Origin of the sequence: Peptacetobacter sp. AB800, from assembly GCF_047807365.1 — a bacterium.
Taxonomy (GTDB): Bacteria; Bacillota; Clostridia; order Peptostreptococcales; family Peptostreptococcaceae; genus Peptacetobacter.
In genome coordinates this window covers 25,110-46,572 of sequence record NZ_JBLOUI010000016.1, presented here as the reverse complement: position 1 = coordinate 46,572, position 21,463 = coordinate 25,110, and the positions used below count along the sequence as shown (strand labels likewise).

Annotated in this window: 11 protein-coding genes; 8 read left to right on the top strand and 3 right to left on the bottom strand. The window is 30.3% G+C overall.

The annotated features are described in order from the left end of the window. Positions 1-252 precede the first annotated feature (252 nt). Entirely contained in the window at positions 253-888 is a 636-nt protein-coding gene (locus ACK2WN_RS06395; protein ID WP_416155130.1) for an SDR family NAD(P)-dependent oxidoreductase, read from the bottom strand. A gap of 177 nt (positions 889-1,065) precedes the next feature. Between ACK2WN_RS06395 and ACK2WN_RS06390 the strand changes: the two genes are divergently transcribed. The 8 genes from ACK2WN_RS06390 to ACK2WN_RS06355 all read left to right on the top strand — a co-directional run bounded on the left by ACK2WN_RS06390 (position 1,066) and on the right by ACK2WN_RS06355 (position 19,756). Then, positions 1,066-3,102, top strand: a complete 2,037-nt coding sequence (locus tag ACK2WN_RS06390; RefSeq protein ID WP_329998275.1) for a UvrD-helicase domain-containing protein — start codon at positions 1,066-1,068, stop codon at positions 3,100-3,102. A 17-nt stretch (positions 3,103-3,119) separates the two neighbouring features. Further along, a complete protein-coding gene (locus ACK2WN_RS06385; protein ID WP_416155129.1) occupies positions 3,120-5,450 on the top strand; it encodes an ATP-dependent helicase in 2,331 nt (776 codons plus the stop codon). A 14-nt stretch (positions 5,451-5,464) separates the two neighbouring features. Then, entirely contained in the window at positions 5,465-6,211 is a 747-nt protein-coding gene (locus ACK2WN_RS06380) for a PD-(D/E)XK nuclease family protein (protein ID WP_300529191.1), read from the top strand. A gap of 9 nt (positions 6,212-6,220) precedes the next feature. Next, positions 6,221-9,697, top strand: coding sequence for a helicase-exonuclease AddAB subunit AddB (gene addB, locus ACK2WN_RS06375; RefSeq protein WP_416155128.1), 3,477 nt, complete (start codon positions 6,221-6,223; stop codon positions 9,695-9,697). 1 nt (position 9,698) lies between these two features. Continuing rightward, a complete protein-coding gene (gene addA, locus ACK2WN_RS06370; protein ID WP_416155127.1) occupies positions 9,699-13,541 on the top strand; it encodes a helicase-exonuclease AddAB subunit AddA in 3,843 nt (1,280 codons plus the stop codon). A gap of 51 nt (positions 13,542-13,592) precedes the next feature. Beyond that, positions 13,593-14,792, top strand: coding sequence for an exonuclease SbcCD subunit D (locus tag ACK2WN_RS06365; protein ID WP_300529197.1), 1,200 nt, complete (start codon positions 13,593-13,595; stop codon positions 14,790-14,792). Positions 14,793-14,794: 2 nt separating this feature from the next. Further along, positions 14,795-18,313: an SbcC/MukB-like Walker B domain-containing protein gene (locus tag ACK2WN_RS06360; RefSeq protein WP_416155126.1), complete on the top strand. Its 3,519-nt coding sequence runs from the start codon at positions 14,795-14,797 to the stop codon at positions 18,311-18,313. Positions 18,314-18,502: 189 nt separating this feature from the next. Continuing rightward, the gene (locus tag ACK2WN_RS06355) at positions 18,503-19,756 is read left to right on the top strand and encodes an HlyC/CorC family transporter (protein WP_416155131.1); all 1,254 of its coding nucleotides are present in this window, start codon (positions 18,503-18,505) and stop codon (positions 19,754-19,756) included. A 220-nt stretch (positions 19,757-19,976) separates the two neighbouring features. On the opposite strand, the gene yfcE is transcribed toward ACK2WN_RS06355, so the two are convergent. Continuing rightward, entirely contained in the window at positions 19,977-20,546 is a 570-nt protein-coding gene (yfcE, locus tag ACK2WN_RS06350) for a phosphodiesterase (protein ID WP_416155125.1), read from the bottom strand. A 44-nt stretch (positions 20,547-20,590) separates the two neighbouring features. Continuing rightward, entirely contained in the window at positions 20,591-21,394 is an 804-nt protein-coding gene (locus ACK2WN_RS06345) for an NAD(+)/NADH kinase (protein WP_300529203.1), read from the bottom strand. Positions 21,395-21,463: the final 69 nt, after the last annotated feature.

Here is a 21,463-nt window from a genome sequence, read left to right as displayed (position 1 = left end):
TCTCGCTCATTTATTGTAAGATGGTTATATAGACTCATATCATTTTCTCCTTGGTTTTAATTTTTGTTGGCATGAATATTATACCAAGAAAATGATATGAGTTCTTTTTTTGTTGTACTTAGATTATAAATTCAAGTTAATAAATAATTTGATTAAAAATAATTAATTTCAAAACTTATATTAAAAATAAATCATTCTTTTAGTCACACCACCATCAACAACAATATTCGCACCATTAATAAAATCGCTCTTTTAATCAACAAGAAAAGCACACACATTAAAAATATCATCGGGCTTTCCAACTCTTCCAGAAGGATGCTGAGAATGATCTAACTCTGATAAAGAATCATAATCCTCAGTTTCTATCCAGCCAGGACTTATACAGTTTACAGTTATATAACTCCCAGATAGAGAAACACAAAGTGTATTTGTAAGGGATACTATTCCACCCTTTGAAGCACCATAAGCTTCCCAATCAGCTTCATTTTGATTGTATCTAGTAGATGCTATATTGATTATCCTACCAAAATTGAGCCCCTTATTCGCTAAAATAAATTCCTTGCAGCATATAAAAGCACCTCTTAAATTGGTGTTTAAAACAGCATCAAACTCATCAACAGAAATATCATAAATAGATTTATTAAACTTGCTAATAGCTCCATTATTTATAAGGATATGGATTGGTCCAAACTTATCTACTATTTCATTAAAACAAGATTTTATCTCACTTTCAGACAATAAATTTACATTATACGTATGTATATTTTTTCTATCAAAATTATAATCATTAACATCAAGACTTATAACATTATATCCAAGATCAGCAAACCCATAGCATAATGCCCTTCCAATTCCGCCAGAACCACCAGTAACTATTATATTTTTCAAATCAACCACCTCCAATATTATATTATCAGAAAAAAATTAAAAAGAATATTAATAAAATTATAAAAAACATCTAATAATTTATATTTAATAACAAACAATATACAACTTTAAACTTATACTAAAAAATGATATAATAAGAATATCAAGAACTAATGTTCTACAAAAAAGGAGAAGATTATGGCAGAGATAACAACTAAAAAAACAAACCTAAAAAAAGTATCTGAAAAATACAACGAACTGATAAAACAAAAATCAGGTAAGTGTTCTAAGATACTTTTTCTTATTTCAGATGGAAAATTAATCGAAAAAATAAAAAAAAATATAAACATAAATACATACATAGAAGAACCACAAATATTGACATACATATCATTCATAATGAAGGAATTGGAAAAATATTGGACCTTAATATCTAAAGAATTAAAAAGCGTAAAAGGTATACCTAATAATATTCCTTATTCATTGCCAGAATACATAATAACTGAAATGGTTGAAAACTTTAGATATAAATATGGATACTTTGAGGACATAACCGGAACATCAGAAAATATATCAAAATCCATATACTCAAATCTTAAATCAGCAGCCTACATGAACACAGACATATACTCTACTGGAGAAAAAATATACTATACAAAGAAAAATAAGGAAAATTTAGAAAGATTTTCTTATACTCAAAACGATGAAATCATAAAAGAATATACAGACAAGCTCGTAGAAAAATCTGCAATAGATTTACCGATGGCGATATACTTATACACAGAAAAGTTACTGAAAAAAGAAGAATATCAAAAAAGTTTATCTAAAAGATATGATTACTTATTAATAGATGCAATAGAAAAAACATCAAACTCAGAATTAGAATTAGTAAAAGTATTTAAAAATATAGGAAAAGAAATATTCATATACGGAGATATAAGTGCAGATTTTGCGGCAATGTACAATTTTGATTTAGATAACATAGTAGACTACTACTCAAAAAAAAGTGAATTATCTTCTAATAGTCTAGGGAATAAAAACTTGGCGAACCACCAAAGATACGGAGCAAAATATAAAGATTTAATACCGTTTTCAAATAGGATAAAAGAATGTTATCAATCACAACTTTATACAGAGATGATAGATGATATATTGTATAAAATTGAAGAAATTACAAAAAATCCTAAACAAATAGGAAAAACAGCGGTAATACTTCCACCAGGATCAGGAATACTACAGAACAGAATAACAGATAGACTTCAAAAAATGGGAGTAAAATACTTTAGCACAAGCACAGACTTTAAAATATCTCAGCATAGATATGCAAATCTGTTGATAATTATTGCTGCGATGTATTCAGGAAATTCAGAAATAGAATTTTCAACAGAGGAATATATACAGATGATTTCCCTAGTTCTGGGGATAAATAAAATCAAAGCTAATAAAATATTTAGAGAAAATGAAACGCTATTAAAGTCTACAATCCTTGAAAATAGCGAACTTGAAAAGATTTATGAAGAAAAATCAGAAATAACTTTTGATAATTTCCTGGGAAATACAGAAGGTGAAGATATGGAAATAGATCCAAAAGATATAAACAACTTTGTGGGCAATGTAGATAACTTAGACCAAATTATTGAAAAAATCTACATTGCTAGAAAGAAAAATCTAAAAAGAAGTGAATTTATGAGAAGATTTTACACAGAAGTACTTATAGCATTAGAGGATGGAATTGAAAATATAGATATTTGCAAAAAAGTAATATCAGAATGTGAAAAACTAGAAGAAGCTGCAGAATGTGGAGTGATAAAAGATTTTGAAATAGATAAAATCTTAAAAACATACTCTAAAGATTACATAGGATTTAGAGAATTAAAAAATAGTGAAGGAGAAGACAAGATAATGATAACAACTCCTTTCTATTATATAAATTCTCTATCAGAAAGAGGGATACAGCTTTGGGCAGATTGTGGAAATAATATGTGGAATCCAAAGATTGCCAAAGAAATAAATAACTCTATTGTTCTTAGAAAATCATATGAGGAAAAACAGATATTCACAGACTTAGACGAAGAAAAACTAAAAAAATATTATATGAATAATCTATTATATTCACTACTAGATTCCGCTGAAGAAGTATATGCATTTAAGAGTGACTATTCTCTAAATGGATATTTATCAGAAAGTATGATGTACACTAGTATAATAGGATTAATGGACAAAGAAGAAATATAATAAAAGTGAGGTAAACTATGCGGAAAATAACATATAGAGAAGATCAAGTTCCAATAATGGAGTACAAATCTGGTACTATGGCAGTTCCCGCAGTTCCAGGAGCTGGAAAAACATTCATAGTAACTAGATTGGTTACAGAACTACTAGAAAATAACATAAATGGAAAAGAAAAAATACTAATATTAACATATATGAATAGTGCGGTTAATAACTTCAAAGGAAGAATAAAAAAGCTATTAAATGAAAAATATGGAGAAGATGCAGAAATAGAAGAAAATTTATCAGAAGAAGAAATAAACGAGATTAAAAGAAAAAATAAAGATACTCTTAGAAGATTGAACAATTCATATGAAGTTATGACTATACACAGTTTAGCAACTAAAATAATAAAAGAAAACCCGGAATCAGCAATGTTAAATGAGGAATTTATGATTGCCGATGATGCCCAGAGAAGCATAATACTAAATGAATGTATAGAAAGCTATTTATCTACTGAAAAAGGAAGAAAGTATTTCTACTACTTCATAAATTACGAAAAAGCAAAGGACAAAAAAACTAAAAAAATAAATGAAGATAAGGCTAGAGGATTTGATGAAACTTGGAAGCAGGGATTTTTTGATTTAGTAACTAGATCTATAAGTAAATTAAAGTACAATGGAATAACTCCAGACATACTGAATGAAAGAGTTAATGAAGATGGGTACAAAGGAATAATGGTAATAGTATCACCTATATATGAGATGTACTGCAAAAGACTTAAACTTCATGGGCTTTTAGATTTTGACGATTTATTGATAAATGCACATAAAATAGTCAGAGATGACGATGCTATCAGAGAAAAACTAAACAAGAAGTATAAATACATATTTGAAGATGAGTGTCAGGACTCTAATGAGATACAAGGAAAGATAATAAAACTTATTGGTGGTGAAAATCCAAACATAGTCAGAGTTGGAGATATAAACCAGAGCATAAGTGGAACATTCTCAGAATCAAATCCAAAATTCTTTAGAGAATTTATAGAGAGTGCCGATTGCTGTCATAGAATGGATATGTCAAACAGAAGCAGCAAGGACATACTAGAGCTTGCAAATTTATTAGTTGACTATACAAAAAATAGCTTGCCTGAAATAGAGTGCCGAGATGCACTTGAAGATATGAAAATAAAAACTGTAGAAAAAGGCAAAGGATACAAAGAAAACCCAGAGCCAAAAAGTTATACAATAAATACAAAGTGGCTAGCTGCAGGAAGTTTTGACGATGAAATAAGAGAAACTATAAGATTTGTAGAAGGAATAAAAAGAAAATATCCAGATAAGAGCATAGGAATACTAGCTCCATACAACAAAGACTGTAATAAAATCGCGGCTGAACTAAAAAAACACGATTTAGAATTTGAAAATCTAAGCTCATCTTCTGAAAAAATGAGAAAAGTAATAGACGATATAGCGAATATACTAGACTTTATAATAGATAACGACAATATAGATAAGTTGATGGATATAATTGGAAGTGCATTTATAAAAGAAGAAAGTGAAGAAGGAAAGGCGGACTTCCTTAATATATTCAAAAAATTTACAACAGATGAATTGATATATAACTTTGATGAAATTGACTTAGGAATAGTTGACGACAGCAGTAGCATATTCGTCAAGTTTAAAAATGCATTAGAAAAAATTCAGGAAATAATGGATTACTCTTGGAATAGAGCTGATTTATTGGTTTTATTCATACGGGATATGTTAGATATAACAGAAGAAGAGATGGCAATTGCAGAGTATATCGCATTCTACATTAAATATCTTAAGAGAGAAGATCAAGATGTAGATTTTGAATACATAGTAAATGTAATAAAAGATAGAGGCAATAGTAGCTTTAGACATATACTAGACATAACAGGTAATATCAACGGATACGAGCCTACACCAGGAAGTGTGACAGTATGTACTAACCACAAATCAAAAGGAATGGAATGGGACTGTGTATTTATGCTTAAATGTACAAAATATCAATTCCCTAGTGATTTAGAGTTTAAACTACCTTGTCAGAAATATTTCTTAAAAGAAAAATACAACAATCCTGAAGCATTAGTTGCATCTGAAATAGAAAAATTGACAAATGGACTAGAAAGAACAAACTTCGATATAGAATTGAAGTTAGATCAAATAAGAGAAAAGATAAGATTATTCTATGTAAGCGTAACTAGAGCTAAAGAGATGCTTATAATATCTGCATCTGTATTTAATAACGATGAAGATAAAAAGAAAAAATATCCATTAAAGCAGGAAAAGAGCGAATACTTTAGGTTAATGGAAAATCAAGTACAAAAAAGAAGAGCTAAACAGTAAAAGAGGTGAATACAATGGATTTTTCTGGATTTGAATTCAGCCAGAATGCTTTAAATACATTTAGAAGTTGCCCTAAAAAATTTGGGTATAAATACATACAAGGACTAAATTGGAAAAAGGAAGATGACGAGGAATACTACAGAAGCATGAAGTACGGATTAGAATTTCATCTAATGTGTGAGAGATATTTCTCAGGAATACCTGTAGGAAAATTTACAGGAAGCAAAGAATATGAAAAATTTGACCAATGGCTAGAAAAAGTAAAAAAAGCAGTATCTATTTATGAAGATAGAGAATATCTGCCAGAGTACGGACTTTCTATAAAAATAGATGAAGAAAGCAGACTAACTGCAAAATATGACTTAGCTGTAATATATCGAGAAAATGGTCAGCTTTCCATAGATATATGGGATTGGAAAACAGAAAACAGAAAACTAAAGTACAACGATTTAGAAAAAAGAATGCAGAGTATAGTCTATATGGCTGTTGCATATGAAGCAATTCCTAAAATATACGGAAATGGGAAAGAAAAAGCTAGAGTTAGAATGTACTACTATCAGCCTGAATACTATTCGGAGCCAATAGAACTAACATATAGCGAAGAAAAATTTGAAAACGATAAAATAAAAATAAAAGGTATTATAAATGAAATAAAAAAATCGGATTTTGAGGAAAAAAATTTAAAATCTTGTAAGTACTGCGAATTCAATATGTTGTGCAATAGAAACAATGTTGACGAAGAAGCATACGAAGAATATTAGGAGGGTAATATGGGAGTCAGATTTATACTAGGCAGAAGTGGATGTGGAAAAACTGAATATATGCTCAATGAGATTAAAGAAAAAGCTATTTCAAAAATAGAAAAATCTCCAATAATAATACTAATTCCAGAGCAGTACACATACGAAATGGAAAAACGAGTAAGTAATATGTTTGCATCTGGAGCTAAGGATAAATATATGCGTGTTAGACCTATGGGGTTAAAGACATTATCTGATTTAGTATTTTCATACTGTGGAAATCTATCAAAAGTAGGGATAAATGCTGCAGGAAAAGCGATAATTACTCATAATTCAATAGAAGCTGTTTCAAAGGATCTTGAATTATTCTCAAAATCATATGCACAACCTGGATTTACAACAGCTATTTCAGATATGATTTCAGAGCTTAAACAGTTTATGATAACTCCAGATAGACTTGATGAAATTATAGGGGAAAGTGGGGATACACTTCCAGAAAACTTGATTATGAAGCTAAAGGATATAGCTAAGATTTATCGAGAATTTGAAAAAAAACTACACGAAGATTATGTAGATATGCACGATAGAGTGGTTATGCTTACAGAAAAAATTGCTGAGTGTAGTTTCTTAGATGATATGGATCTGTATATTGACGGATATACTAGTTTCACACCAAATCAGTACGAGCTTTTAAAAGAACTAATGAAAAAAGCAAAGAGTACGACATTCTTATTTACAATGGACTCTCCATTTAAGACAGGATACGCAGACTACTTTGCAAGTACTAGAAATACATACAATAGAATCAAAGATATATGCGAAAAAGAAGGTATAAAGGTAGAAAAAGATGTAAATCTTTGTAACGAAAATATAAAAAGATTCATAGGAAATGAGGAGTTACAACATCTTGAAAGATATTACAACTCATATCCTTATAGTATTTATCAAAAGAAGACAGAGAAAATAAGAATAAGAGAATACTCAAACTTATACAATGAGGTTGAAGAAGTAGCAAAAGAAATAGCTAACGATATAATAGATGGAAGATATAGATACAAGGATATAACCATAGCTGCAAGAAATATAGATTCTTATGAATCTCTTGTAAAATCTATATTCTCTGAGTATAAAATTCCATTTTATATTAATAAAAAAACTGAGGCAAAGAATAATCCTATAATAACGATGATTGTATCTGTACTTGAGATGAAAAAGAGAAGATACGGATATGAAACAATGTTTAGATATTTAAAAAGTGGGCTTTTAGATTTTACAGAGGATGAGATAAGTCTACTTGAAAATTATGTAATAGCAAATGGAATATCAGGAAACAAGTGGTTTGAAGATGTCTGGGAATATAGACTTCCAAATTCTTTTTATGAATACGAAGAAAGTGAAGAAGAACTAGAAACTAAGAAAAGAATCAATGATATAAAAAATAGGGTAATTGCTCCTATTAAAAGATTTGACGAGAAACTCTCTTCTAAAAATAGAAAAACAGTTGAAGATATTTGTAGATATCTGTATGAGTTTTTAGAGGATATAAATATATTTGAAAAGATAGAGAATACAATAGATATACTTAGAGAAAAAGGAATGTTAGAATCTGCAGCTAGATATTCTCAGGTTTGGAATACAGTTTCTGACTTATTAGACCAGCTTGTAGAGATTATGGGCGATGAAAAAATTTCTCTAGAAAGATTTATAAGAATTGTAAATATTGCACTTGATGAGTACGAGTTAAAGACTATACCACCTAGTATAGACCAGGTAACAGTAACAGAAGTAGACAGAATGAACAATCCAAATACTAAGCACCTGTATTTAATTGGCACTGTAGATGGAGTATTCCCAATGCCTTCAAAAGAGAATGGACTTCTTTCTGACTCAGATAGAGGGAAACTATCTGATATGAATGTGGAGCTAGATAAAGACAGTAGAAAAAGGGTGTTTGAAGAACAATTCTTGGTTTATAAGGCTATAACTGCGACATCAGATAAACTTACTGTAAGTTATCCAATTGCAGATAGCGAAGGAAAAACACAGAGGGCATCTATAATAATATCTAGAATTAAAAAATTATTTAAATATGTAGATATAAAAAGTTACTTCCTAGAAGGAGTATATGAAGAAGATGATTTAAAAGAAGTAAATTCTAAAATACCTACTTTCAATACAATGGTAGATAAAATAAAGGAAGCTGCGGATAAAGATTTTGAAAATGGAATATCTGATATTTGGAAAGATACATACGAATACTATCTAAATGACGATAGATACAATGATATAACTAAAAGAATTGTTGAAGGAATAGACTTTACAAATCAATTTGAATATGTAGATGAGGATAAGATAAAAGAGCTTTATAATTCAAAGACTATGAGTGTATCGAGATTAGAAAAATACGCAAGCTGCCCATTTGCATATTTCATAGAATATGGAATGAAGGCAAAGGATAGAAAAGAATATCTATTTACGGCACCTGATGTAGGAAGCTTTGTACATAAGGTAATAGAAAATTATTCTAAAACTATGCATAAAGACGGAATTACTTGGCATGAGGTAGATGATAAATATATAGAGCTTAGAGTATCAGAAATGGTAGATGAGCTAATAGCTAAAATACCTGGATTTATACTTGAAAGTTCTCCAAAATATAAATACCTTGCTCATAGATTAAAAGTGCTTATAACAGTTTCTATAAAAATAATAGCAGATCAGATTAAGCAGGGAAGATTTGAGCCAGATGAGTATGAAGTTGAATTTGGTAAAAAACGGAAATACCCTTCAATACAGGTTGAGTACAAAGAAAATGAAATAGTAGAGTTAATAGGTAAGATAGATAGAATAGATAAATATATAAACGAAGAAAATAAAGAGTTTGTAAGAATAGTAGATTACAAATGGGGTAAAAATGATATCAATTTAAACGATGTATATTACGGATTACAGTTGCAGTTACTTGTTTATATGGATGCAATTTTAGAAGGCGGTGAAATACCAGATAATATTCCTATAAAACCTGCTGCTATGTTATACAGTAGAATGGATAACCCTATAATATCAAGAAGCACTCTTGTAGATGACGAAGAGGTTAAGCAGCGGATTATAGAATCGTTTAAAATGAAAGGAATGCTTATAAAAGATTTAGATATACTTTCATATATGGATAAAGCACTTGAAGAGCCAAAAAGTAGCTCTAAAATAATAAAAGCTGCTAGAAATAAAGATGGCTCTCTTTCAAAAGGTACTGCTGGAGTTACAGACGAGCAATTTGAAATTATAAGAGCATACATAAAAAAATCTATAAAAGACTTGTGTTCGGATATGATGAGCGGAAATATAAAAATAGAGCCTAAAAAATCAAAGGATAAAGATTCTTGTCGGTTCTGTAGTTATTCATCTATTTGTCAGTTTGATACAGCACTTAAAAACAATTGCTACAAGGTTATACCTAATAGAACTAGCGACGATGTTATAAAAATGATGGAAGGAGATGTGAAGTAGAGTGGGGAGCACAAAATGGACTAAAGAACAGCAAGAGGTAATAGACCATAGAGATGGTAACCTGTTAGTATCTGCTGCAGCTGGTTCGGGAAAAACAGCTGTTTTAGTTGAGAGAATTATAAGTATGATACTAGATACAGAAGAAAAAGTAGATATAGATAAATTGCTTGTCGTTACTTTTACAAATGCCGCAGCATCTGAAATGAGAGAAAGAATAGCTGATGCAGTATCAAAAGCCTTAGAAGAAGCTACTAAGTTAGAAAAAAAAGATGTAATTGAGCATCTTCAAAAGCAGATTTTATTCTTAAATAAAGCAAATATAACTACAATACACTCATTCTGTCTAGATGTTATAAAAAATAACATACACCTTATAACATTGGATCCAAACTTTAGAATAGGAGATGCTACAGAATGTCAGCTTATAGCTCAGGAAGCTATAGATGAGGTATTTGAAGAACTTTATGAGCAAGGATATCTTGGAGATGAAAACTCGGAAAAGGGAAAAAGATTTTTAAAACTTATAGACAGTTTTGCAGAGAGAAACGGAGATAATCAAGTTCAAAGTTTAATTATGTCTATATACAACTTTGCAATGTCGTTTCCAAATCCTGAAAAATGGTTAAATGAATCTGCAGATGCATTTTTAGTAGACGATGATTTTGATTTTACATCTTCTAAATGGGGAAGAATAGTAATAAACTCTGTAAAAACAGAGATTGAAGATATAGTTGGAAATATGGAAAAAGCATTGGCTACAGTACATCCATATTTAGGTCAAATAGAAAATATACAAAAAATAATAACTGAATCAGAAAGAATTGATGTAGTTTACGATAGTCTTGATAAAGGATGGGATGATTTTATAAAGGCTATAGGAGAATTCTACCCAGAAGATTACAGAAAAGGTAAGAAGATTAAAAAAGATGATCCAAATGAGATGAGAGAAGCTTGGAAGATTGCAACTGAGTATAGAAAAGAAGCTATAGAAAGTATGAAAAAAGTTGCAGAAATGTATAAAAATAGATATTCAAAAGACATAAAAAAAGAAATAGAAATGTCTTATCCTATAGTTAGAGCTATTTCAGATGCTGTATTAGAGTTTTGGAAAAAGTTTGAAGAAGCTAAAAGAGATAAGGGAATAATTGACTTTAATGATATAGAGCATTTTGCACTTGAAATATTGGTCGACGAGGACGAAAATGGGTGCCAAATCCCGTCAGAAACAGCCAAGAGATATAGTGAAGAGTTTAAGGAAATATTTGTAGATGAGTATCAGGATAGTAATCTAGTTCAGGAAGCTATATTAAGCAGTATTGCAAATAAAGAAATGCCGAATAGATTTATGGTTGGGGACGTTAAACAGAGTATTTATAGATTTAGACAGGCTAAACCAGAAATATTCTTGCATAAATATGAAACATATTCTACAGAAAAATATAAAGATGGAAGAAAAATAATGCTTTATAAAAACTTTAGAAGTAGAAAAAACGTATTGGATGCAGTCAATTTTATATTTGAAAATATAATGAGTAAAGAGCTTGGTGAAATAGAATATAATGACGATGAAAAATTAAATCCAGGTGCTGTATTTGAAGAATGTTATGAAGAAAATGCGATAGTCGGAGGAAGTTGCGATGTTCATATAATTGAAAAGAAGGTAAATGAAAATTTAACCGACGAGCAGCTTGAGGAAGAAGAGGATTTAGATAATATTCAGATTGAAGCTAGAGCAATAGGAAAGATAATTAAAGAAATTGTCGGAAAAAATTCTGATGGAAAGATACAGATGGTGTACGACAAGGAAGAAAAGAGATATAGACAGGCTAAGTATAAGGATATAGTCATACTTCTTAGAGCTACATCAAACTGGGCAAGTGTCCTAACAGAAGAGTTTACAAATATGGATATTCCAGTATATGCAGATACTGGAACAGGATATTTTGATACTATAGAAATTAAGACAATAGTATCGTTATTAAAAGTAATAGACAATCCAATGCAAGATATACCATTACTTGCAGTATTAAAATCTCCAATTTATAACTTTACCCCAGAAGAACTTATAGATATAAGAATAGTGAATAGAAATGTATCATTCTATGAAGCTATGAAAATATATGCAAGTTTTGACGATTGTGATAATAAAAAGGTTAGAGATTTCTTGGAGAGATTAGAGGATTATCAAGAAAGATCTTCATATCTTAGTACAGATGAACTTCTTTGGTATTTATACAATGAAACTGGATATTACGCTTATGCAGCAATTTTACCAGCAGGAAAACAAAGACAGGCTAACTTAAGAATATTATTTGAAAGAGCTAAACAATTTGAAGACACTAGCTTTAAAGGTATATTCAACTTTATAAACTTTGTCGAAAAATTAAAAAAAGCTGATAGTGATATGGGTGAAGCCAAGACATTATCTGAAAATGCGGATGTTGTAAGAATAATGAGTATTCATAAAAGTAAGGGACTAGAATTCCCTATAGTAATCTGTGGAGGAATGGGTAAAAGATTCAATAAAATGGATATGAATAGAGGAATACTATATCACCATGAACTTGGATATGGACCACAGGTGGTAAATTTAGAAACTAGATTATCATACCCTTCAATGATGAAAGAAGCTATGAAAAAACAGATGGTTGTTGAGATGCTTTCTGAGGAAATGAGAGTATTATACGTTGCATTTACTAGGGCAAAGGAAAAATTGATAATAACAGGTGCTGTAAATGATGTTGAAAAGAATTTACAAAAATGGGCATCTAATTCTCAAAAGGTAACAAAGGATAATAAATTAGATAGATATAATCTTTTAAAATCTGCATCATTCTTAGATTGGATAATGTCTGTTGCAATAGCCCACAAAGATGCTAGAGGAATACTTCCACTTGATTCTGAAATAGTAGAAAAAAATGATGAGTCTGAATGGAAGTTTAAAATTCACAAAAGAGAGGACTACACTCTTGCAAATGGAGAGGAAGAGGAAATTAATCTAGCCGATGTTTTAAAAGATGAGCTTACTAGTGATAGAGCTGTTGACTACAGCGAAATAGTAAGAAATAGATTAGACTTTAAATATCCATACCAAAAGAGCGTAGAAAAATCTGGAAGTATATCTGTTACTGAGATAAAAAGACTTTGGAATCTTGAAAGAGAGGAAGAAGATAGAATAGCTCTTGAGGAAGAAAAAAATGCGTTTATTGAAAATATAGACGACATTGAAATTGATAGCAATGAGATAGAATTAAATAGAAGTAATAAAAAAACAGAGATAAAAAGACCTAAATTTATCCAAGAAAATAAAGATGAGAAACTAAGTCCTACACATAAAGGTAGTGTTGTGCATCTAGTTATGCAGATAATAAATATGGATAGAGTAAACACAATAGATGAAATAAAAAATCAAATTGAAGAATTTGTCCAGAAGGAAATAATAACTCAGAAAGAAGCGGATGTAGTCAATCCATTTAAGATTTATAAATTCTTTAAATCAGATCTTGGAACTAGAATGAAAAATGCAGACTTTATTGGAAGAGAAAAAGCATTCTATACAGAAATTAATATGAAAGATTTATTTGAAAAAGAAGAAATTGATTACGATGAGAGTATAATGCTTAGAGGTATAATTGATGCATACTTTGAAGAAAATGAGGAAATAGTTCTTTTAGATTATAAAACAGATTTTGTAAACGAAGAAAATAGAGAAGAAGTTATAAACAGATATAGAAAGCAGCTTGAAATTTATGCAAAGGTAATAGAAGAAATAACTGATAAAAAAGTAAAAGAACAGTATATATACTTATTTGGTGTAGATGAATCTGTTAGAATAGATATGTAGACTATTTATTAGTTATTTGGAAAAATAATTGATTTGAAAGGGAGGGAAACTATGAGATTTATACATACTTCTGATTGGCATCTAGGTAAAAACTTAGAAGGTCATTCTAGAATAGAGGAACAGAGAATGTTTTGTTCTGATTTTATAAAAATAGTAGAGGATAACGATGTAGATATGGTAGTAATTGCTGGGGATATATACGATACAGCAAACCCATCTGCAGAGGCAGAAAAACTATTTTACTCTACTGTATCTAAAATAGCAGCAAATGGAAAAAGATGTGTAGTCGTGATTGCGGGGAATCACGATAGCCCAGAAAGAATAGAAGCTGCATCTCCACTTGCATTTGAACAGGGAATACTATTATTTGGAAATCCATTGAGTAAAACAAGTGTAGGAAAGTTTGAAGGATTTGAGATAGTAGAAGCAAAAGAAGGAATGACAAAAATAATAATAAATGGGGAAAAAGTAAATGTACTTACTCTTCCATATCCTAGTGAAAAAAGATTAAATGATGCTTTTGAAGCTGAAACAGATGAGGATAGACAAAAAACTTATTCTCAAAAAGTAGGCCAGATATTTAAAAACCTACAAGAAGATTTTGATAAAGACAGTATAAATATAGCTGTATCACATCTATTTGTAGTGGGTGGAGAAAGTTCTGATTCTGAAAGACCTATACAACTAGGAGGAAGCCTTTTAGTTGAGAGAAAAGATTTACCAGATAAAGCAAATTATGTTGCGCTAGGTCACCTTCATAAGCAACAGAAGGCATCAGAACTTGGCTGTTCTTATTATTCAGGATCACCTCTTCAGTACAGTAAAAGTGAGAGGGTATATGCAAAAGGAGCAAAACTTGTAGAAATACACCCAAATGAAAAGCCTAAACTTGAGGATATAATGTTTAATAACTACAAGCCTATAGAGCTATTCAAATGTAGAGGAGTACAAGAAGCGCTAGACATATGTGAGCAAAATCGGGGAAGAAGCATGTGGTCTTATTTTGAAATAAAAACAGATGAGATAATAAGCCAAGAAGATATAAAGGCTATGAAAAAAAATCTAGCGGATATTATAGAAATCAAACCTGTAATAACATATCAGCAAGAAGAAAAAACTGTAGATTTAAAAACTAAATCAATGGCTGAACTATTTAGAGATTTTTACACATTCAATAAAGGTGTAGAGCCTAAGGGAGAGGTAATGGATATGTTTATGAAAGTAGCAGGAGAAGAAGGGGGAGACGAATAGGTATGAGACCGATAAAACTTGAAATAAAAGGTCTTAACAGTTATGTCAATAAACAGACTATAGATTTTGAACAATTGACAGAGAGAGGTCTTTTTGGGATATTTGGAAAGACTGGAAGTGGTAAATCTACAATTTTAGATGCGATAACACTTTCTCTGTATGGAAGTATTGCTAGAAATACCAAGGAATATATAAATAGTTTATCTGAAAAAGCAGAGATAAGCTATGAATTTGAAATAGGTTCAAGACGATATGTAGTTGATAGACATATAATTAGAAGCAAGGCTGGTGGAATAAAAACATCTTATGCAAGAGTTATTGAAAAATTAGGAGATGGAAGTGAAAATGTACTTGCAGACAAGGTAAATGAAGTAAATGAAAGTATAATAAAAATAATTGGGCTTACAGCAAATGACTTCACTAAATCTGTAGTACTTCCACAGGATAAGTTTAATGACTTCTTAAAACTTGGTGGAATAGATAGAAGAAATATGCTAGAGAGAATATTCAACCTAGAAAAATACGGAAAGAAATTAATTGAAAGCGTAAGAAATAGAAAAAACAAAACAAAAACTCAAGTAGATATGCTTCAGGTTTCATTATCTCACTATGAAGAAGTAACTGATGAAAAATATGATGAGATGATAAAAAAATTAGAAACAGATAAAGAAGATTGCAGAGTTAAAAATAGATTGTGCAAAGAAAAAGTAGAAAAATACGACATAGATAAAGTAGTATATGAAAATCAGAAACGGTACAATGAAGCGAAAGAACTACTAAAGGTATATGAGGATAAAAAAGAAGAAATAGAAGAAAAAAGAAAGAAAATGTCTAGGGCAGAAAATGCAAATATGATAGACCCCTATATAGACAATGTAGAAAAACTTCAAAAACAGTTTGAGGACTCTAAGAATCAATTAAAAATAATTGAAGAAGAGATAAGATTAATTAAGAAAGATTTAGAAATATCTAGAGCTAGATTTGCAGAAATAGAAAGAAAAAAAGACGATACTATTCCTAGATTGAGCGAAGAAAAGGTAAAACTTGAAAGAGCTATAAATTTACTTGATGAAACAGAGGAAATAAGTACAAGACTAGTAAGGTTAAAATCTGTTGGAGAAAAATTAGAAATCCAGAAAAAAGAACTTCTAAAAAATATAGAAGATATAAAAGCTCAGCAAAATCTTTATGCAGGAAAAATTAAAGACAGTGAAAATAGATTAGCAGAAATAAATGTACCAGCAGTATTCCGTCAAAATATAGAAAAAGGATACTCGCATATAAAGGAATTAAATGAGGTCAAAAAGGAGCTAGAAAAAAGTGAAATTGATTTACAGAAATGTGAATCTGAGTACAGCGAAAACAATGTAGCTCTTAAACTAGTTGGAAGAGATAGAGATTCTGTTAAGGAAAAAATAGAAGAAGTTGAAAATAGAATATCTATAATGATGAAAAATTCTCCACTTACAGCAGAAGAGATAACTAAAAAGACTGAATATGTTACAGAAATGAGATCAGAGCTAAAATCTTTAAAACAGTTAGAAGAAGAAAGAGATAATCTTCAAAGTGAGTTAAATGACTGTTTAGAAAAAAGACACAGAGTTAGTAGAGAAATATCTACATCAGAAGATAGACTTTCTAAAATAAGAAAAGACATAGAAACAGCTAATAAAAATATAGATGAATTTAGATACTTAAACAGAGTTTCAGATATAAGAAAAGAGCTTGAGGACGGTAAGCCTTGCCCTGTTTGTGGCTCTTTAGACCATATGAGAACTGATAGCACTAATTACGACGATAGAATAGAATACTATGAAGGAATTTTAAACAAAGAAAAAACAAATGAAAGAAACGAAATAGAAAGACTAGATTCGCTAAAGATAAAAAGAAGTGGATATGTATCTGAAGAAAAGATAAAAACTGAAGCTATAAATAAGAAAAAAGCTGAAATAAGGGAAAGAAATTCACTAGAACTTTCTAAAAAATACGACTCAGAAACTAGAAATCTTGAAGCAGAAAAAAGAGCTGTATCTGATTGGAATATTGAAAAGTCTAGATTAGACGAAGATTTAAAAAGATATAATGAAGATTATTCAAAAAACGATAAAGAATTTACTAGAATTAATGAGTCATTAAAAGGAATAATGAAACGCAGACTTAGTCTATCTGAAAATGTATCTGAGTTAAAAGTTAAAAAAGATAAGCTTGAACTTGAAATAGTGTCTATAAAAAGAATTACCAAGGTAGATGATATATTCTCTAAAGTAGAGGAAATAAAGGCAAATGAAATAGAATCAGAAGCAGTTGAAAAAGAATTAGCTGAATTTAGAAATACAAAGTCTAAGATAGATAAAGAATTTGACGACTGCAAAACAAAGATACATTCTATAGAAGTTGAAATTTCTTCAATAGAAAAAGACTTTGAAGGAAATAAAAAACAGTACACAGAAAAGACAGAGGAAGCCCAGAGAATAACAAGAGGTAAAAATCCTAAGGAACTACTTGAAAAGACTGAACAAGAAATATATAAAATAAATAATAATTACTCTGAACTTAAAAAAGAATTTGACGATAAGAGTAAATCTAGAGAAGACAAGGATTCTCTTAGAAGCAAGATTCAGGGAGAGTGTAACACTACGGAAGAGCAGCTTGGATACTACAAAAATGTACTTAAAGAAATGCTTGCTAAGTATAGATTTGACAGCGCGTATACTGTAAAGAAATTTGTTATGCCTACTGTAGATATCGAGATTATGAGAAAAGAGATATCTGACTACGATGAAGGTAGAAAAAATCTAGATTTTAAAATAGACGATTTAGAGAAAAAATTAGATGGTAGAAAAGTCAAAGAAGATGAATTTGATAGATTAAATGAAGAAATAATTCTATTAAAAGAGGAGATAAGCGAGCTTGAAAGAAGTAACGCAGTTCTATTTGATAGGATAACAGCTATGAAAAAAGACCTTGAAAAGAAGAAAAAGATAAAATCTGAATTTGACGAGGTTTCAAATGACTATAGACTGTTAGATGAGATAGATAGAATAATTCAAGGAAATAAATTTGTCGAATACGTTGCAACAAATCACCTAAAATATATTGCACTTGAAGCATCAAAACGACTTTCTACAATTACCAATGGAAGATATGCACTTGAAATAAACGATGCTCTAGAGTTTGTTATGAGGGATAATTTCAATGGTGGAGAAAGAAGAGGAGTTGACACTCTTTCTGGAGGAGAAACATTCTTAACATCTCTATCACTTGCACTTGCTTTATCATCTCAGATACAGATGAAGGGAAATGCACCACTTGAATTCTTCTTCTTAGATGAAGGATTTGGTTCATTGGATGTAGAGCTATTGGATACTGTAATGGAATCATTAGAAAAATTACACAGTTCTAATTTAAGTATAGGAATAATATCGCATGTTGAAGAATTAAAAAATAGAGTTCCAGTAAAACTAGTTGTAACAGCTGGAGAAATTGGAGAAGGATCAAAAGTTAAAATAGAATATAGTTAGGAAAAAACAGAACTGCTATCACTTTTGGGAAATGTGATTAGCAGTTCTATTTTTTTTAGATATATATCTGAAAGTTAACATTTAAATAATTTAATAATTTTACAAAAGTATCTTCAATTATGATATAATGGAAATCAAATATATAATTTAAAAGAAAAATGATAGAAAAGTTAAATAGGAGTGTGGTAAATTTTGGAATCGCTCGAAAGTTGGATTCAGATTATCGGGTTAGTCATCCTTATTATGGGATCGGCATTTTTCTCGGCATCAGAGACATCTCTAATGTCACTAAGTAAAATAAGAATGAGATATATGCAGGACGAGGGGGTAAAGAATGCCGATTTAGTGGCATCTTTAATAGAAAGTCCTAATAAATTATTGAACGCTATATTAGTAGGAAACAACGTTGTTAATATAGCAGCTACATCTATATCTACTGCATTATTAACAGCTAAATTTGGAGCAAATGGTGTTGCTGCAGCTACTGCGATTATGACCATTATAATCCTTATATTTGGGGAAATAACACCTAAATCAATAGCAGCTAACAATTCAGAAAAAGTTGCTCTATTGGTTTCAAAACCAATAAAACTGATAATAACAATACTATCACCAGTAGTATGGATATTTAATATATTTACTAAATTTATGTTTAGAATAATCGGTGTAAAAGCAGACGAAAAGAATGCGTTTATAACTGAAGAAGAACTAAAAACTATGGTAAATGTCAGCCATGAGGAAGGTGTTCTTGAAGTTGAAGAAAGAGAAATAATAAACAACGTATTTGAATTTGGTGATATGCAGGCGAAAGACGCTATGGTTCAGAGAATGGACATGGTGACAGTTGAAGTCGATGATTCTTATGAAGAAATAATAGAAGTATTCAGAGAGGAAAAACTAAGTAGACTTCCTGTATACGAAGATTCTGTTGATGATATCATCGGTATAATAAACATAAAAGATATGATATTCTTAAGTGATGAAGAAAAAGAATACTTCTCTGTAAAAAATTACATGAGAGATCCATTCTTCACTTACGAATTTAAAAAGATAACTCAGCTTCTTGAAGATATGAAAAAAGCCAAAACTCAGATAGCTATAGTTCTTGATGAGTACGGTGGAACATCAGGTCTTTTAACTGTTGAAGACTTAGTTGAAGTAATCGTTGGAGATATAGAAGACGAATACGATGAAGATGAAGACGATATAATAGTTATAAAAGAAGACGAGTACATAGTAGACGGAAGTACTAGAATATCAGAAGTTAATGAGCTTATAGGTACTGCAATAGAAACAGAAGAATTTGACTCTATTGGTGGATATTTAATAGGATATCTTGATAGACTTCCTGAAGAAAAAGAAGTACTTGAGATTGGAAACATTAAATTCTGCATAGAAAAAGTTGAGAAAAATAGAATAGCAAAAATACATATGTATACGTAAATTATTGAGGGTTGCTACAGTTCTTGTAGTAACCCTTTTAAATTAGAAAATTATTATCTATTTAAGAAGTATTAAATAAACTGAGGACAAGGGAAATAACTGCTCAAAAGCGACAATACTGCAAGCGCCCCACAGCCGCTAAATGTGTTACAAAAACGGGTGGGGCGCTGAAGCCTGGAGCAAAGAGCAGTTATTCTCTTGTCCTTTTCTATTTACTTCTTTATAATTCTTCTATTATTTCTCCAGTATCTATGTCGTAGAAGTTTATGTCTATGTTTAATTCATGATCATTATCTTCGTCAGGGTTTATTTCAACTATTGCGACAGATCTACTTCCATCTTTAGGTATAGAAGTACTTCCTGGGTTTATTATTATAAGTGTGTCGTCAAAAGAAAGCTCTTTAACATGAGTATGTCCTAGTATAAGGAAGTCTGCACCCATATTTTTAGCGTTTGCTATTATTTCATCTTTTGCTCCCACATACCCATGATTTACAACAAATCTAAATTCATCAAGCTGAACTAGTGCATAAGGTCCCTGAATTGGATGATTTAATACCATCTGGTCCACATCTGCCTCGCAGTTACCTTTTGCAAATATTATAGAATCCATATCGTTTAATGACTCTGTAAGTGCTCTTGGATTATATCCTTCAGGTAAGTCATTTCTAGGTCCATGATAAAGTATATCTCCTGCGTGAAGATATAAATCACATTCTCCTAATACATCCATTGCCTTATCAAAATAAAGCGAACTTCCATGAGTATCGCTAAGTATTCCTATTTTCATTTAAATTCCCTCCAATAAATTAATTTTTTTGATAGAATAATATTCTATAAGAATTTTGCTGAAACTCTATCCCAAAACTCATAATCTGAAAGTCTTAAAAGTTTTAGCTTAACATCTGATGTGCAGATGTTTATATCTGTAATTTGTTTAAATCTAAGCTCAACACCATCTATTATGATAAGTATTGAATCTTCAAAGCGATACTCTGGTATAATACTTATCTCAGTATCTTTAGAGAAAATTATACTAGATGTAAAGCTTCTGTATGCATTTGTATTTATAGGTGAAAGAGGAGTAAGCTGTATAGCATCTATATTACAGTCTATAATACTTCCACCAGCTGAATACGTATATGCAGTAGAACCTGTCTGAGAGCAGATAATCATACCGTCTCCGCTGAAGTTTTCAACTTTTTTACCGTTTACAAGTAGCTTTAAATGAACAGTTCTAGATTTATCACCTTTTATAGTTACATCATTAAGTGCGAAGAAGTTTACGCAGCTTTTGTTTGTACAAATCATCGCCCGCAGTAGTGGAACCTCTTGAATCATATAATTTTCATTTAAATAACTTTCTATAAACTCATCTATTTTATCGGGCACTATCTCTGGGAAAAATCCTAGATGCCCAGTATTAATACCGACAATAGGAACTTCAGGGTAGTCAAAATCTCTGACTGTTTTTAAAAAAGATCCATCTCCCCCAACACAGACAACAAGCTCTGTATCATCAGAAAATTCTTCTGAAACATCAAAGCCAGCTTCTTTAAATTTTTCTTTAAATAAATTTTTAGTTTCTACCGACTTTGGTAGATCATTAGAATTAATAGTTATTAGCCTTTTTTTCATAAGTTCACCTCTTTACATATATGTATTATAGCATAATTTTTAACAAGTATATACATTTCAAGTTTCATA

What these genes read in the sequence shown, in the direction of transcription:
- ACK2WN_RS06390 (WP_329998275.1), top strand. Translation starts at nt 1,066, where the DNA reads ATGGCAGAGATAACAACTAAAAAAACAAACCTAAAAAAAGTATCTGAA.
- ACK2WN_RS06385 (WP_416155129.1), top strand. Translation starts at nt 3,120, where the DNA reads ATGCGGAAAATAACATATAGAGAAGATCAAGTTCCAATAATGGAGTAC.
- ACK2WN_RS06380 (WP_300529191.1), top strand. Translation starts at nt 5,465, where the DNA reads ATGGATTTTTCTGGATTTGAATTCAGCCAGAATGCTTTAAATACATTT.
- addB (WP_416155128.1), top strand. Translation starts at nt 6,221, where the DNA reads ATGGGAGTCAGATTTATACTAGGCAGAAGTGGATGTGGAAAAACTGAA.
- ACK2WN_RS06365 (WP_300529197.1), top strand. Translation starts at nt 13,593, where the DNA reads ATGAGATTTATACATACTTCTGATTGGCATCTAGGTAAAAACTTAGAA.
- ACK2WN_RS06360 (WP_416155126.1), top strand. Translation starts at nt 14,795, where the DNA reads ATGAGACCGATAAAACTTGAAATAAAAGGTCTTAACAGTTATGTCAAT.
- yfcE (WP_416155125.1), bottom strand. Translation starts at nt 20,546, where the DNA reads ATGAAAATAGGAATACTTAGCGATACTCATGGAAGTTCGCTTTATTTT.
- ACK2WN_RS06345 (WP_300529203.1), bottom strand. Translation starts at nt 21,394, where the DNA reads ATGAAAAAAAGGCTAATAACTATTAATTCTAATGATCTACCAAAGTCG.